This is a genomic window from Ectothiorhodospira shaposhnikovii (genome assembly GCF_022227765.1).
GTDB lineage: Bacteria > Pseudomonadota > Gammaproteobacteria > Ectothiorhodospirales > Ectothiorhodospiraceae > Ectothiorhodospira.
The window spans coordinates 137,817-152,682 of record NZ_JAJMLZ010000008.1; the positions used below are offsets into that span (position 1 = coordinate 137,817).

Genomic DNA, 14,866 nt, shown 5'->3' on the forward strand with positions numbered 1-14,866 from the left:
TCCCTGAGTTCTAGCTTCCGACTCATGACACTGAACCCATGGGGTCATGTCATCCGTCGGATCGCGAATAACCGACGGTCATCCGAAAACACGCCAGAACTTTTATTATTTCAGGGAGGCAAGACCCGTGATCCTGCGCAAGAAATCCACCCGCCCAGCGGCGGCGGCCGCCATGCTCCTGACCGCCATGTGGCTGGCTACGCCGGCCCATGCCACCCAGGTCCGCAATGTCATCGTCCTCATCCCGGACGGCATGTCCCAGTCCGTCGTCACCCTGGGACGCCTGTATCGAGGAGAAAACCTCGCCCTGGACGAGATCGCCAGCGGCATGGTCAATACCAGCATGGCCAACTCGATCATCACCGGCTCCGCCGCCGCCGGCACGGCCTTCTCCACCGGTTACAAGACCACTGAACCCTTCATCGGGCTGGCCCCGCGCCCGGACGACGCCATCAGCAACTACACCCTGCCGATGGACGTGCCCGGGGCGTCGGAAGCCGATCGCTGGGACTGGCTGGCCTATCGCCCCCTGGCCACGGTGCTCGAGGGCGCCAAACTCAAGGGCAAGTCCACCGGCCTGGTGGCCACCAGCCGCATCAGCCATGCCACCCCGGCTGCCTTCGGGGCGCATGTGGACAACCGCAATAACGAAAACGAGATCACCCGTCACCTGGTCTATCAGAATCTGGACGTGGCCTTCGGTGGCGGCAGCCGCCACCTACTGCCCAACAGCGCCGGCGGCAGCCGCACCGATGGGGAAAACCTTAGGCAGGTCCTGCTGGATCGTGGCTATGCGTATGTGGAAACCGCCCAGGAACTGGCCACCGTGCGCACCACACCGGTATGGGGCATGTTTGCCTCCAGTCACATGATGCCCGACCTGGACCGGCGCTACCTGCTTGAAAACGGCCATCGTTACCCCGGCAATGCCGCCGAGCAGGCTCAGGCCGAGCCGTCCCTGGCCGAGATGACCGCCAAGGCCATCGAACTGCTCTCCCAGAATCGCTCCGGCTTCTTCCTCATGGTGGAAGGCAGTCAGGTAGACTGGGCCGGCCATGCCACCGATCCGGCCTACAAGCTGCAGGACTTCCTGGCCTTTGACGATGCGGTACGGGTCGCCCTGGACTTCGCCGAGAAAGACCGCCAGACCATGATCATTGTGGTCCCCGACCATAATACCGGCGCCCTCACCCTGGGCAATTTCGCCACTTCCAGCAACTACACCAGCACCTCCGTGGAAAAGGTGATCGACCCGCTCAAGGGCATGAAGGTGACGGCAGGCTTCATTGCCGCTCAGTTGCCCCGCAACCCGGGCAATGACGACATCCGTCAAGCGGTACAGAACTACTGGGGCATTAGCCTGACCGAAGACGATGCGAACGCCATCCGCAGTGCCGCCGCCAGCGTCGGCATGACCTATGCCATCGGCCGCGTGGTGAGTGAGCGCCACACCATTTTCGGCTGGAGCACCCATGGTCACACCGGTGAAGACGTTCCCCTGTGGAGCTTCGGCCCCGGCGCCCCCAGAGGTTACCTGGACAACACGGAAATCGCCCAGGCGGTGGCCAAGGCCTTCGGCCTGAACCTGTCCCTGACCCACCCCGCCGGCCTCAATCAGCGTCTCTTCGTGGATGTGCACGAACACTTCCCCGAGGCCGTGGTTGACCGCTCCAATCCGCAGAAGCCGGTCATCCGCATGGGGGAATGGCACATGTCCTCCGGCACCGACCTGCTCTACCGGAATGACCAGAGCTGCCAGATGGAGGGCTTGGCGGTCTATGTGCCCCGGGCGGCCAACAATCAGGGCCGCGCCTTCGTTCCGGCCCAGGCCATCGAGCTGATGCAAAACTCCAATCAGTGGCAGCGCCACTGCGGCAGTCACCTGCCGAACCTGGGTCAGAGCATCCGCGACCGGGTTCAGGAAAGACTGTCTGAAAGACTGGGAGACCGCTTCCCCCGCTGAGCCCCCGAGTCTCATTGCGCGCCTTCTCCGCCGTCACGGCGGAGAAGGCCTGGCTGTTATGGAAGGCCCCGAATACAGTCTGCCACCACCTCGATACGATCCCGACCACTATGCTTGGCCCTGTAGAGGGCGTCATCGGCGCAAATGTAGAGCCGATCAAAGGAAGTACCGGCCGAGGCAAGGGCAATACCGAAGGAAGCCGTCACCCGAAGTCCGGGATGACCATCCCGGCGCACGGCACGAATGGCATCGGCAATGCAACCTGCGCAGCCCAGCGCCTTACCGGCGATCTGCCCGGGCAAAATCACCGCGAACTCTTCGCCCCCCAGTCGGCCGCACAGGCCATCCTCGGGAGCGAGGGTGCGCATGGCCCCGGCCACATCCCTTAGAATCTGGTCACCCACCGGATGTCCATAGCGGTCGTTGACCTGCTTGAAATGGTCGATATCCATCAGAATCAAGGCCATTGCCTGGACCGCCAGCAAGGCTTCCGCCTCGTCAATGAGGGTCTCCCGATTAAGCAGGCCGGTGAGGCCGTCGTGCCGGTTCCGGTAGGCCAAGCCGCGGGTCAGCTCGGTGAGGCGCTGATTGGCCCGGCTCAGCTCCCGCTCCGTGCGATCGGCATGGTTGATGAGACGACGCATGTCCCTGATGACCCGGTCGAACTCCCGGATCAGCGCCTCCAGAGCGCGCCGATGATCCTGATGATTACCGTTGTCAAGGGCTTGGCAAGCAGTCTCCAGGGCTCGGATTTCGGACTCAAAGAGATCCGGCGGCTTCCCTCGCCCGTCCCGGCCACCATCCGCAAAATCTGCAGGGGTTCCGATGCTCATGAAGTCTCTATCGGGAGAGTCCGAAAGTGGATCTCAGGAAAGTCATCCGCCAGCTCCTGGCCAAACTCCAGCATGGTGTCGTCCTCGGCGTCGTGGTACCAGTCCAAGGTAATCTGGTTGCCGAGCTTGGCAGCGGCGTTGAGTTCGTCCACCAGATTGAACAGCATCTTGGTGCTGGAGCTGTTGAAATACCGGAGCTCGATGATCACCTGTACCTCACCCTCTTCCAGGGAGCCCAGGAAATCCCGGGTACGTTGCAGGATCTCGTGATAGAAGCCGACCGCACTTTCGGGATAGGACTCCCCCCGAATGCATAGACGGCGAGCGGCAAAATCGAAGTCCACTTCGGGGGTATTGGGGGAAGGCGGAATATAGAGTCTGGTTTCCATGAAGTCGCTCCTGCGAATCGGACCTTAGAGGGTAGCCTTGAGGGTGAACAGCACATCCCCGCAAGGATTGGTTTCCAGGGCATATTCGATGGGTCCGCTGCTGTCACGCGCGATGGTCAGAAGCCCAAGCCCCGCCCCCTTGCTGTGCTCCGGTGCTTCCCGGCGCAGCTGCTCCCGGTACGATTGCCGTATCTGGTCCACGGACATGACTCGCAAGGCCTCCAGCTCCTGGCGCAGCTGCTGTGCCCACTCAGGGGTCACCGGGTTCTTGCAGATAATGAGAAAGTGCCCCGACTCCTGCGTGATACACACCGAGCCGGCCCGCATCTCATGCGTCCGGTCCGACTCAAGGGTCAGCTGATCGCTGGAGTAATGGACGATGTTCTGCGCCATTTCGATGAAGATGGAAAAGATCTTGCGGCGCAGACTACCCGGAGTCTCGGAACATTCCAGCCGCAGGCGCACCGCATCACCGATGGCGTTAATGATGTTCTGGGAGAAATAGCCGACGTAATAAAACACCAGCCCCTGGTTCCGAGTGATGCACGCCTGGCGATCGTGACAGGGAGAAAGATACTGATTCATGTGGGTCATCCGCTCAGACACCAGGCCACAACAAGGCGAGTAAGGTGAGGTCATCCCGCAGCACCTGTCGGCCGCGATATTCGTTGAAGGCTTGCATGAAGACATGCTTCTGACCGGACATGTCCAGTGCGCGAGTCTCCAACAGAGTCTGGACAAGCCGTTTCTTGCCGAAGGCAATCCGTCGACGACCACCGATCTGGTCGATCACCCCATCGCTGGCCAGATAGAGACGCTGCCCGGGGGCCATGTCCAGCCGCTGGTTGCGCCACTCGTGATCCACCGGTGTAGCCGCGTAGCCCACCCCGCGACGCTCGGAGCGGATCACCTCGCCATGCCCCCCGCCTTCCGGGCGGATACGGATCAATGGCATCCGCGCCCCCGCATGCAGAACATGACCGGCGTCGGGAAACCCGCGCACTATGAGCCCCTCCAGGCCGTCATCAGAGTTGTCCGGATGCTCCGAACTCCGGGAAGATGCGCTATGCTGGCTCAAGGTCTGCTTGATGTAACGGTTCATGGAGGCCAGGAGCAGCGCCGGATCATCATGGCCATGGCTTGCTATGGCCCGTTCCAGGGCGGCCCCCGCAATCAGGGTCATGAAGGCACCGGGCACGCCGTGGCCCGTGCAGTCGAACACGGCGACAAGAAAGCCATCCGCCAGGTTGAAGCACTGAAAGATATCGCCGCCCACCGTGTCCCTGGGCTGCCACAGCACCCAATGGGCATTTGGAAAGCGGTCCGCCAGGGCCTGGCGGGAAGACTTGAGCAGGGAGGACTGAATCAGGCTGGCGTAATCGATACTGTCCACCAGCTGGCGGTGCTGCCGGGCCTGTAGATCGTTCATGGCCTGCATCAGGTCCAGAACATGCCCCACGCCCCGATAGCAACCATCCTCCACCAGGATGAACCCATCCGCGAACACCTTCTCTCCCGTTTGTACCGCCAGGGCAGTCAGGGTGTCGATGGAGGTATCCACGTCCACCACCAGGGGATTCTTGTCCATGAAGGCGATGCAGCTCTGGCGGCTGTAGAGTTCAGGGTAATAGGGCTTGGCCATCATGTTATGAAACAGGCTGCGATTGATCAGCCCCATGGGACGCTCTCCATGCACCACCGGCAGATTCTGTAGCTGGCGCTTGAGGCTGAAGATCTGGGCAATCTGCTCGTTGGTATGGCCCGGGGTTACGGGATCCACGTGAATCAGCAGATCCTGGGCAGACCCGATGAAATGGCGGGAAAGGGCCGAGGGAAGATTGTCCCCATCCTGACACTGAACGGGTGAAGCGGTCATGGCTGCACCAACGATTCCGATCGGCAGGCGGATTCGATGGCGAATCCGGTCATGGTGTCACCCCTTGCCATGCGCCTGTCCAGAAACAGGGTATTGCCTGCCTCTTCCTTGGCCCGGCACTTGACCTCGGAAGCGCGCTGAGAGATCTCCAGATGGGAACGGAAGCCACCCGGACACACCTGAACGGCCCCGATGGATAGACTCAGCAACGGGAAAAATCGCTCCTCACCCCGCCGGTCCAGAGTATGGATTCCTCCCATGCGTCGCTCCGCTTCATCGTAGAAACCCGTGACGGAAACCGCAAAACGGTCCAGCACCTCCCTGCACTGACGGCGCCATTGGTCCCCGGTCAGCACCAGGATGAAATCGTCTCCCCCCACATGCCCCAGGAAGTCCTCGGTTTCCTCCTGCACGGACCGCAATATGTCTCCCAGTGCACAGATGACCTGATCCCCCCGGGCATAACCATAGTAATCGTTGAAGGGCTTGAAGTTATCCAGATCACAATAGGCCACCACAAAGGGCACGCCCAGCTCGATGAGGCGATCCACGTGCTCATTGACAGGGACGCTGCCGGGAAGCTGTGTCAGGGGATTGGCATAGCGCGCATAACGTACCTGCAGGGCGGTGATCCGGCGCAACAACTCCAACAGTCGACCGACACCCACGTATTGGCCCTCTCCGTCGATGATGATGAACTCATCATCGACGGTATCCCGAGCGGTCAGGGTTTCACTCAACTGCTCAAGGGGTTGGTCCTGACAAACCAGCAGCGGGTCCCGTTTCATGAAGAAACGGATGGGGCTGCGATCATGGAGTTCACGGCTGAATCGCTGTGAATAAAGCGCAAGAATGTCGTGGCGACGGATGATGCCCACGGGACGGCCATCGTGAATGACCGGCAGACAATGCAGGCCGGGCTCCGCCTGGAAGCGACTGACCGTGTTCCCCAAGGGCTGCTCGGGAGATGTGGTCGGATTGGTTTGGGCCAGCACCGCCACAGTCTCGCCCCGGTGTCGCAACCGGGATACTTCGCCTCCCCGGGACCGGACCAGACAATGCAGCTCCCGCGGCGGATTGGCGGCCGGTCTGGCAAAGTGATACCCCTGCCCATAGGGAATCTCCAGGTTGCGCACCACCTCATACTCGGCCTCAGTCTCAATGCCTTCGGCAATCAGACGGGTCCCCAGGCTGTGGGCAATCTCCCGGATGGAATGCAGGAAATGGCGCTTGACCGGATCGTTATGCACATTCTGCACAAAGTGCATGTCGATCTTCACGTAATCCGGTCGCAGCTCCGACCAATGTCGCAGACAGCTGTAACCTGCTCCCAGGTCATCCAGGGCAATGGCGAACCCCATTTCCCGGTAATGCCGCACCGCCTCGCGCATGATGTCGTACTCATGGATGGGCTGCTGCTCGGTGAGTTCGATCACCACCTGCTCGGCGGCGATACCGTTCTCCTGCAGGAGTTGCAGCGTCATGCCGTGAACCGCATTGCGGTCCGCCAGGACATCCGGATTGACATTCAGAAAAAGGCGCCCCGGAAGTCCCAGCTCGGCAAAGCGCGCCAGAATTACCCGACGACAGAGCAGATCCAGTTCAAACAAGCAGCCCGCGCGGGCTGCTTCGGCCAGCAACTTCTGCGGGGCATGCAAGGGGCTGTCGGAGGGGCCGCGAATCAGGCCTTCATAACCCATGATCCCACCGGGATGGAGGGCCACGACCGGCTGGAACAAGGCGTGCAGTTCACCACGGGCAAGGATGCATTCTATGGTCTGACAGGTAGTCACGGTGCAGATCCGGAACGAGGGAGGTTCGCCCGATCCCGGGGCGCAATAAGTACGTCACTTTAATCGGTCACTGTGACACGCCGTTGACAGGCCACCTGGCCGGCAGCGGCAAGGGCCGACCCACGATGTCCGACAGGGGAGCCGGCCGACCGAACAGATAACCCTGCATCATCGGACATCCCAGGCTGCGCAGGTAATCCATCTGCACCTGGGTCTCCACCCCTTCCGTAACCACCCCCATCTGCAATCCCTTGGCCATGGACACGATGGCATTCACCAGACAGGCCTCATCTTCACGGGCGCTGATCCCCTGGGTAAAACTACGATCGATCTTCAGGGTATGCACCGGCAGTTTCTGTAGGTAGCTCAGGGACGAATAGCCGGTACCAAAGTCATCAATGGCGATCCGTATCCCCTGGCGACTCAGGGCGGCGAGTTTCTCCACCGTGGCATGGGCATCACTCATCAGCAGGCTCTCGGTAATTTCCAACTCCAGTAGATGGGGTGGAAAACGGGTGTCCGCCAACGTCTCGCTGATGCGTGCCACAAAATCATCGTGCTCGACCACGATGGCCGAGAGATTCACCGCCAGCCTCATGTCGGTGCAGCCCCTTTGGCGATGCTGCCCCACTTCTTCCAGGGCCGAACGCAGCGTCAGATGATCCAGGTCGATGATCAGACGGGTTTCCTCCGCCAGTGGGATGAAATCCGCGGGTCCGAGCATACCGTGAACGGGATGGGGCCAACGCACCAGCGCCTCGACACCGGCCAATCGACCTTGATCCGCATCCACCTGGGGCTGGTAGAGAATCTGAAACTCACGCCGCTCCAGCGCCCGGCGAAAATCCTGTTCCAGCCGCAGGGGCTGGGCATCGCAACCCATCTCGGGATCGAAAACACGGAACCCGTTCCTGCGGGAACGTTTTTCCCGATACATGGCAATGTCGGCATGCTTGATCAGTTCATCCAACCCTTGTCCCTGCTCCGGATACAGGGCGATACCGATGCTGGCTCCCACATAGAGTTCGTGACCACCGATCTGGAAGGGGCGACTCAGACAATCCAGGATCTTTTGCGCTACCTGCCCGGCGGCATCGGCATCCTGCACCTCCGGCAGCAACAGGGTGAATTCATCACCACCGAAGCGGGACAAGGTATCGCCCTCGCGGATGGAAGCCAGCAAACGCTGGCTCACTGCCTGCAGCAGTCGATCACCCAGGGTATGCCCCAGGGAGTCATTGATGATCTTGAAGCGGTTGAGGTCGATGAACATGACGGCCAGCCGCACCCCCTTGCGCCTGGCCTGGGCAATGGCCAGGCTGACCCGATCCTTGAACAGAGCCCGATTGGGCAGGCGGGTGAGCAGGTCGTGATAGGCCTGAAAGGTGATGAAGGCCTCGGACTCCTTGCGCTCGGTGATATCCCGGGCGGTCCCGTAAATGGAGTGGGCCATGTCACCGAAGGGGCCATGCTCCAGGGCCTCCTGCTGGGGCCAGACCGCCACCTCGAAATGCCGTCGGCCGTGGACCCTGCCGGAAGGGCGCAGCATCAATTCCACGGAACGGACATCCCGGTGCCGGCGCATCACCTGACCCAGGAAATAATGCGCCTTTTCCTGGTCTTCCTCGTCCACCAGAGACAATAGCGGGCATCCCAGCAGGGCTTCGCGCTCGTAGCCCAGCAGATCCGTCACCCGGGAATTGATGAAACTGAAATGTCCCGCCTCGTCCAGAATGAAGACGATATCGGGAGAATTGTTCACGATCAGCCGGTGCAGGCGTTCCGAACGCTCCAGGCGCCCTCGCATGCAGCGGTTCATTTCCTCCAGATGCTTTCGACGCAGGGCATTGTGGACGGTCGCCAACAGCTCTTCCGAGACATAGGGTTTCTTCAGGTAATCATAGGCACCATCCCGAAGCGCCCCCGTCATGTCCTGGATCGAACTGTTGGCACTGACCACCACCGTGATGCAGGGTAGCTGCTCGGCGGCCATGAAGCGCAGCACATCCCGCCCCCCCACCTCGGGCATGCCCAGATCCAGCAACACCAGGTCATAGCTGCGCTCCCGCAGCTTTTCCATGGCCTCCCGCCCGCCTCCCGCCGTGTCCGCCCGAAAACCATGCAGTTCCAGCAGTGAGCGCAGACTCGACAACAGACGAAGATCGTCATCCACCAGCAGAATGCGGGCGGAGGCAGGGTCTTGCGGTTCGTGAAAAGGCGGTGCTGAATTCATCTGTCGGGGTCCGGGAAATGTTCATGGTCGCATCATCCCTGACCATCGAGCGGAAACAGAATCTGGAAGCGGGTACCCTGCGTGCCGCTGGCACAGACAATGCTCCCGCCCATCTCGTCGATCAGGCGCCGGGTGATGCTCAGACCCAGGCCGGAATGCCCTTCCCCCTTGGTGGAGGTCACCGGAGAGAACAGCCGCGACTGGATCGAGTCCGGAATGCCGGGACCATCATCCTGGACTGTCAGCTCCGCGTATGGACAGCCGTTGAGATTCACCGGAGCGCGGGTCCCAAGCAGGATTTCCCCGCCCTCTCCCAATGCCTCAATGGCGTTTTTCAACAGATTGGTCAGGATCTGGCGCAGGTGATCGGCGTGACCGAGGGTACCCGCTTCACCCGCGGCCAGACTCAGGGACAGCCGTATCCCGCGGGTCTGACATAGGGAATTACTGAAAATCTCGGCCACCTGTTGCACCAGTGGATCCAGAGGCAAGTCCTCGGCCCTGCCCGGCGCCGGCACGTCCTTCATTCGCAGCAGGATCCGTCCCACCCGGTCGATCTCCTCACGGATCAGATCCAGATCCTGCTGCAACTCATGGGTCTCTCCCAGCTTGATGCGCAGCATGGCCAGATAGTTCTGGATGATGGTCAGGGGATTGCCCGCTTCATGGATGATTTCATGGACATGCTTCTGCAGATCGGATCCATCAACCCCGGGAGGTTGCAGATCATCGGCCAGTAACCGGGCGATTTCCCCTGCCAGGGCCAACACAAAACCGCGGCGCCCTTCCAGGCGGGCCGACTGGGCGCCGGGGACACCCAGCACCAGCACGCCGACCACGTTACGATCCCCGCCGACAAGGGGCAACAGCCAGAGCAGATCGGCATGACAGGCCCTGAAGAGCTGACGATCCACCACGGGAAGGCTTTCCTCTTCCGAACGGGACAATACCCGCGGGCGGCGATCAAGGCTCGTATCGATCACGGCACTCCTGCCACGCTCCAGGGGCAACACGAAGGCGGCGTCATCGGCGGGATCCATCCATGCACTCATGAGGCCCTGACGGGCATCCATGAGAAACAGCAGGCTGTGTTCCACCCCCAGGGTCATGAACAGGACCTTTTGCACGGCCTGGCAGCCATGCCTGACATCCCGCACCCGACTCAACTCCGCCTGCACCCTGTCAAGTTGACCCAGGTCGCTCAGACACTCGCCCAACCGCCGCTCGGCGTGGCGATCGGACATCGTCCGGTCCTGACCATCAAGATCGATTTCCAGGGCCGCCGCCAGACGCCGGACATCTCCCTGCACCCCGGCCCTCAGTTCAGTGCTCAAGCCCTCGTTGAGCCCGAACAGGATGTCGGCGGCCTCCAGAGCACCATCACGGAGGTTCTCGCCCGCCCCCAGCCCATGGGCCAGATTCACCAACTTCACCAGGTGATGGGCATCCCGCACCTGCAGCGCCGGTTCCAGATGATAGCGAACCGCATCGGCCAGCAAGGGGCTCAGTCCCCATTGCTCCATCAGACCGGCCGCCAGCTCGCAATGGCTACCGCCGTAGGTGGCCTGTTCCCGGCGGATCAGGTCCTGATCGTTCTCTGCCGCTTCCAGAAGTGCGGGATAACGGGCCTCATCCAGAGTCAATCGGGCCAGACGTCCCAGATTGACCAACAGGCCGCACAGATAGGCCTCTTCCGGACGGGGGTAACGGGTCAGGGCGGCCAGGGCCTGGGCCAGGGCGGCGGTGACCAGGGTGCCACGCCAGGATTCCTTCAGGAAACGACGGTGACGACGGCCAAATTCATCGAACACCTGCTTCATTGCCGCCGTCATGACCACGTTCTTCACCGTGCGCTGTCCCAGGATCATGACGGCGCGATCCAGGGAATGGCAGCCTCCGGCCCTGGCATAGTGGGCGGAATTGGCGACCGCCACCAGGCGTGCGGTCATGGCCGGGTCCTGCAGGATGATCTCGCCCAAACTGCGCAGATCGGCCTGCTCGTCCTGAATCGCATCCAGAATGTTCAGCAGAACCTGCGGCAGGCTCGGCATCGTCTCCATCAGCAAATTTTCCTGGGCCATGACTATCCAATGGCCCGACGGGTCGTTACGCGCATACCGCTGGCTCTCCCCCTGGTGGCAAACGCCCCCGGTCGGACCGGCCGACCGATGAATGATAACGTCAAGAAAGCTTCCCCACCGTCATTCCCGCCCGCGCGGGAATGACTTGATCAGAGGAGAATACTTAAACTCTGTTTGATCACAAATATAGTGTGGATTTTGAGATAAAGTATGTTCCTCGACAAACCTCACGCCAAGGCCGCTCAAGCGCCGGCGCACCCCCGATCGGCAAACAAAGCGGAGTACCGGCGCCCCCAGGTCATCGCCATTACCAGCGGCAAGGGCGGCGTGGGCAAATCCAGCATCGCGGTCAACCTGGGCTTGTGTCTTTGCATGCGCGGACACAGCGTCTGCATCCTGGACGCGGATACAGGGCTTGCCAATGTCAGCCTCCTGCTGGGACTGAGGCCGGAATACAGCCTGGAGCACGTACTCTCGGGCAAGCACACCATTGAAGCGGTCATCCAGAAAGGCCCCCATGGTCTGAAGTTGATCCCCGGTGCCCATGGCATCTCCGAGTGCGTGGACCTGGATATCCACCAAAAACAGCACCTGGCCCGGGAGCTGGCCCGCATCGAGGACGAGTTCGACTACCTGCTGCTGGATACCGCGGCGGGCATTTCCGAGACCACCCTTTCGTTCATCGGTGCCGCTCACCGCATGCTGCTGGTGCTGACCCCGGAGCCCACCTCCCTGACGGACGCCTATTCCCTGCTGCGTCTGGCCCTGCGGCAGGGCGACGTGAACTGCCAAGTTCTGGTCAACATGGTCGGTGATGTGCATGAGGCCCGCAATGTCTTTCAGCGCTTCAGTGGCGCGGTTGAGAAATACCTCAAGGCCCGAGTCAACTTTCTGAGCTTCATCCAGCGGGATGAGAGCCTGCGCAACGCCGTACTGCTACAGTATCCCGTGGCCCTGTTCCCCGAGCATGACCCTTCCCACAGGACATTCCAGCGCATGGCCGATGCCCTGGAAAATGCACCGCCGGTCGAGACTCCCGGCCGTCGGTTCAGCCAGTGCTGGCTTGATACCAGGGCGCCTGACAAGGTACCGGATGAGACTGAAACACCCCGGGATGAACCCGATACAATGCCGTCGGCAGAATCCCCATCACCCCCGACTCCACGCTCGGAGGCCCTTTTCAGCCGAGACGATACCGTCACGATGCGTGAGCATGAACTGCCCTTGCCGACCCGTCGCCATGGCTACGATGAAGCCCGCTTTGGTCCGCAGGAACAGCTGGCCGATCAGCTCAGACAACTGGGACAACAAGGCATCGGCCTCATGGAACGACTCAAGCGTCTGCAGAAAGCGCCTTAGGTACCTGCATGACCCATTGCACTGTGATGCCCGCATTGCATATCTTGAGTCTTTTACGGCTCGGCCGTCACTTTGTCCCTCACCCGCCCTGGAGGTCCTTCCATGACCAGCCCTAACCCATCCACATCCCGAGGCAACGCCACCCTGACACTGGATGGGCAGACCATCAGCCTCCCCGTGGTGGAAGGCAGCGAGGGCGAGCGCGCCATCGACATCTCCAACCTGCGCGGCCAGACCAACCACATCACCCTGGACCCCGGCTACGGCAATACCGGCAGCTGTGAGAGCGGCATCACCTTCATCGACGGCGATAAGGGCATCCTGCGCTACCGCGGCATCCCCATTGAGGAGTTTGCCGACAGTCCCTCCTTCATCGAAGTGGCCATGCTGCTGATCAACGGCACCCTGCCCACGGCCGAGGAATACGCCTCCTTCTCGGCGGATCTGACCCGCTTCGCCAACATCGACGAGGGCATGAAGTATCACTTCCAGGGTTTCCCCCGGGCCGCGCCGCCCATGGCCATCCTGTCCGCCATGATCAACGCCCTCTCTTGCTTCTATCCGGAACTGCACGAACTCGAAGACGAGCAGCAGTTCCGCCAGGCCTCGGCCCGCCTCATCAGCAAGGTGCGCACCATCGCCGCCTACGCCTACCGGCATTCCAAGGGCCTGCCCTACATGTATCCCCATCCGGCGATGCGGTACGTGCCCAATTTCCTGCACATGATGTTCTCCCAGCCCTACGAGCAGTACGTCTGTCCGGAAATCGTCAGCAAGGCCCTGAACCTGATCCTGATCCTGCACGCGGACCATGAGCAGAACTGCTCCACCTCCACCGTGCGCATGGTGGGCTCAAGCGGCGCCAATCTGTTCGCCTCCTGTGCCGCCGGGGTCTGTGCCCTGTGGGGACCGCTGCACGGCGGCGCCAATGTGGAAGTGCTCAACATGCTGGAGCAGATCCACCAGGGCAACATCACGCCGGAGGAATACGTCAAGCTGGCCAAGGACAAGGACAGCAAGGTGCGGCTGATGGGCTTTGGTCACCGGGTCTACAAGAACTTCGATCCCCGCGCCCAGATGCTGCAGAAGATCGCCCAGGAACTGGTGCCGGTACTCAACCGCAACGATCCCCTGCTGGACATTGCCCGTCGGTTGGAGGAGATCGCCCTGTCGGACCCCTACTTCGTGGATCGCAAGCTTTACCCCAATGTGGACTTCTACAGCGGCATCATCCTGCGGGCCATGGGCATACCCACCAACATGTTCACGGTGATCTTCGCCATCGGACGGCTACCCGGCTGGATCGCCCACTGGTGGGAACAGCACCAGGCGCCGGGTAGCCGGATTGCGCGGCCGCGGCAGATCTACACGGGGACCACAAACGCCCATTACCTGCCCATGGAAGAGCGCAACAAAGCGGACTGAGGCCGTCCCCGCCTCCCTAGGGCCGGACCTCGGCAGCCCAGGGGAGGCCAAGGGAAGCCAGTTTCCACGAAAAATTCCCCTGTCGATGCAGGATCAGATCCACTTGCTGAACCGGATCACGCTCGCTTTCGATGGTGACCACAAACCGGTCCAGACCCGCATACCCCATGCGGATGCGGGTCTCGCCCTGGGAAGTAAAGCTCATGCCGCGACCATCCGGCTCGGGGATGTATCCCTCCATGATGGTGGCTATCCCGGCCGGAGAAACCACGGCATCCACCAGCGGCTTGAGCAGCGCACCCGCCACCGCCACACCGAGCCCGCCGAACGGGTTGTCCCGGCGAAAATCCGCCAGTTCCTGGGCCAGAACCTCATTGAGGCTCTGACGCACATCTTCCCTCAGGGCCGGAAAGTCCACATGGCGGGCCAGCCTGTCCGCATCCCGGGCTTCCACTGCCGCCTGCATCTGGGAAGCCGTGTAGTAAGGCGCATAGTAATACCAGCCGCCCAGCGCAAGCAGGCCGGCAATGACCAGGGGTTTGACAAGCATTTTCATAGAACCTCCGCAAGGAAACCCGCGATTTCAATCGCGGGAGGAATTGCGGTTGGGCGAAGCGCACCCTGTGGTAAAATCAAGCCACTTGCGTTCAAGTCGCTGTGCATGGCTCCCAATCCAATGGTGCGCACCGGGGTTCCCGGTGGCCGGCATCCCAGGTTACCGCAAAGCGGTGGGAGCACAGGATCTGTAGCCGTTCTCCACCGAGGCGCTAATATCGGCGGATTGGCGAGACTGCCGTCTCGCCAAGGGCTGCTGTAAACCGGCCTAATGTCGGGGATAGGCATTGTCTCGTCCTACGATAAAGCCTGCGACTTCAGTCGCGGGTTGTTTACAGAAGAATGACCATAAAAACTGA

General features: G+C 61.3%; 10 protein-coding genes and 1 pseudogene. 3 read left to right on the forward strand and 8 right to left on the reverse strand.

The window, feature by feature from the left end; all coding sequences use genetic code 11:
• The first annotated feature begins 127 nt into the window (after positions 1–127).
• Positions 128–1,963 (forward strand): alkaline phosphatase, encoded by a 1,836-nt coding sequence (locus LQD11_RS12285; protein WP_238617804.1) that lies wholly within the window; start codon positions 128–130, stop codon positions 1,961–1,963.
• 56 nt (positions 1,964–2,019) lie between these two features.
• On the opposite strand, the gene LQD11_RS12290 is transcribed toward LQD11_RS12285, so the two are convergent.
• The 7 genes from LQD11_RS12290 to LQD11_RS12320 form a co-directional block, all read right to left on the reverse strand.
• Positions 2,020–2,796, reverse strand: coding sequence for a GGDEF domain-containing protein (locus tag LQD11_RS12290; protein ID WP_238617805.1), 777 nt, complete (start codon positions 2,794–2,796; stop codon positions 2,020–2,022).
• Positions 2,793–3,185 (reverse strand): DUF1987 domain-containing protein, encoded by a 393-nt coding sequence (locus LQD11_RS12295; RefSeq protein ID WP_238617806.1) that lies wholly within the window; start codon positions 3,183–3,185, stop codon positions 2,793–2,795. The genes LQD11_RS12290 and LQD11_RS12295 overlap by 4 nt, the downstream gene beginning before the upstream one ends.
• Positions 3,186–3,209: 24 nt before the next feature.
• Positions 3,210–3,770 (reverse strand): SiaB family protein kinase, encoded by a 561-nt coding sequence (locus LQD11_RS12300; protein ID WP_008933284.1) that lies wholly within the window; start codon positions 3,768–3,770, stop codon positions 3,210–3,212.
• A 13-nt stretch (positions 3,771–3,783) separates the two neighbouring features.
• Positions 3,784–5,061, reverse strand: a complete 1,278-nt coding sequence (locus LQD11_RS12305; protein WP_238617807.1) for a SpoIIE family protein phosphatase — start codon at positions 5,059–5,061, stop codon at positions 3,784–3,786.
• Complete coding sequence (locus tag LQD11_RS15715) at positions 5,058–6,854, reverse strand: EAL domain-containing protein (RefSeq protein WP_238617808.1); 1,797 nt, start codon at positions 6,852–6,854, stop codon at positions 5,058–5,060. Before LQD11_RS15715 ends, LQD11_RS12305 begins: the two co-directional genes overlap by 4 nt.
• A gap of 67 nt (positions 6,855–6,921) precedes the next feature.
• Positions 6,922–9,087, reverse strand: coding sequence for an EAL domain-containing response regulator (locus LQD11_RS12315; protein ID WP_238617809.1), 2,166 nt, complete (start codon positions 9,085–9,087; stop codon positions 6,922–6,924).
• 32 nt (positions 9,088–9,119) lie between these two features.
• Positions 9,120–11,168 (reverse strand): HDOD domain-containing protein, encoded by a 2,049-nt coding sequence (locus LQD11_RS12320; protein WP_238617810.1) that lies wholly within the window; start codon positions 11,166–11,168, stop codon positions 9,120–9,122.
• Positions 11,169–11,378: 210 nt separating this feature from the next.
• Between LQD11_RS12320 and LQD11_RS12325 the strand changes: the two are divergent.
• Together LQD11_RS12325 and LQD11_RS12330 are read left to right on the forward strand one after the other, a co-directional pair.
• Positions 11,379–12,230 (forward strand): annotated as a pseudogene (locus tag LQD11_RS12325) (MinD/ParA family protein); the annotation flags it as partial.
• Between the two features lie 399 nt (positions 12,231–12,629).
• Complete coding sequence (locus LQD11_RS12330) at positions 12,630–13,952, forward strand: citrate synthase (protein ID WP_008933002.1); 1,323 nt, start codon at positions 12,630–12,632, stop codon at positions 13,950–13,952.
• Between the two features lie 16 nt (positions 13,953–13,968).
• Here LQD11_RS12330 and LQD11_RS12335 read toward each other — a convergent pair whose 3' ends face one another.
• Positions 13,969–14,502 (reverse strand): DUF2939 domain-containing protein, encoded by a 534-nt coding sequence (locus LQD11_RS12335; protein WP_238617811.1) that lies wholly within the window; start codon positions 14,500–14,502, stop codon positions 13,969–13,971.
• Positions 14,503–14,866 lie beyond the last annotated feature (364 nt).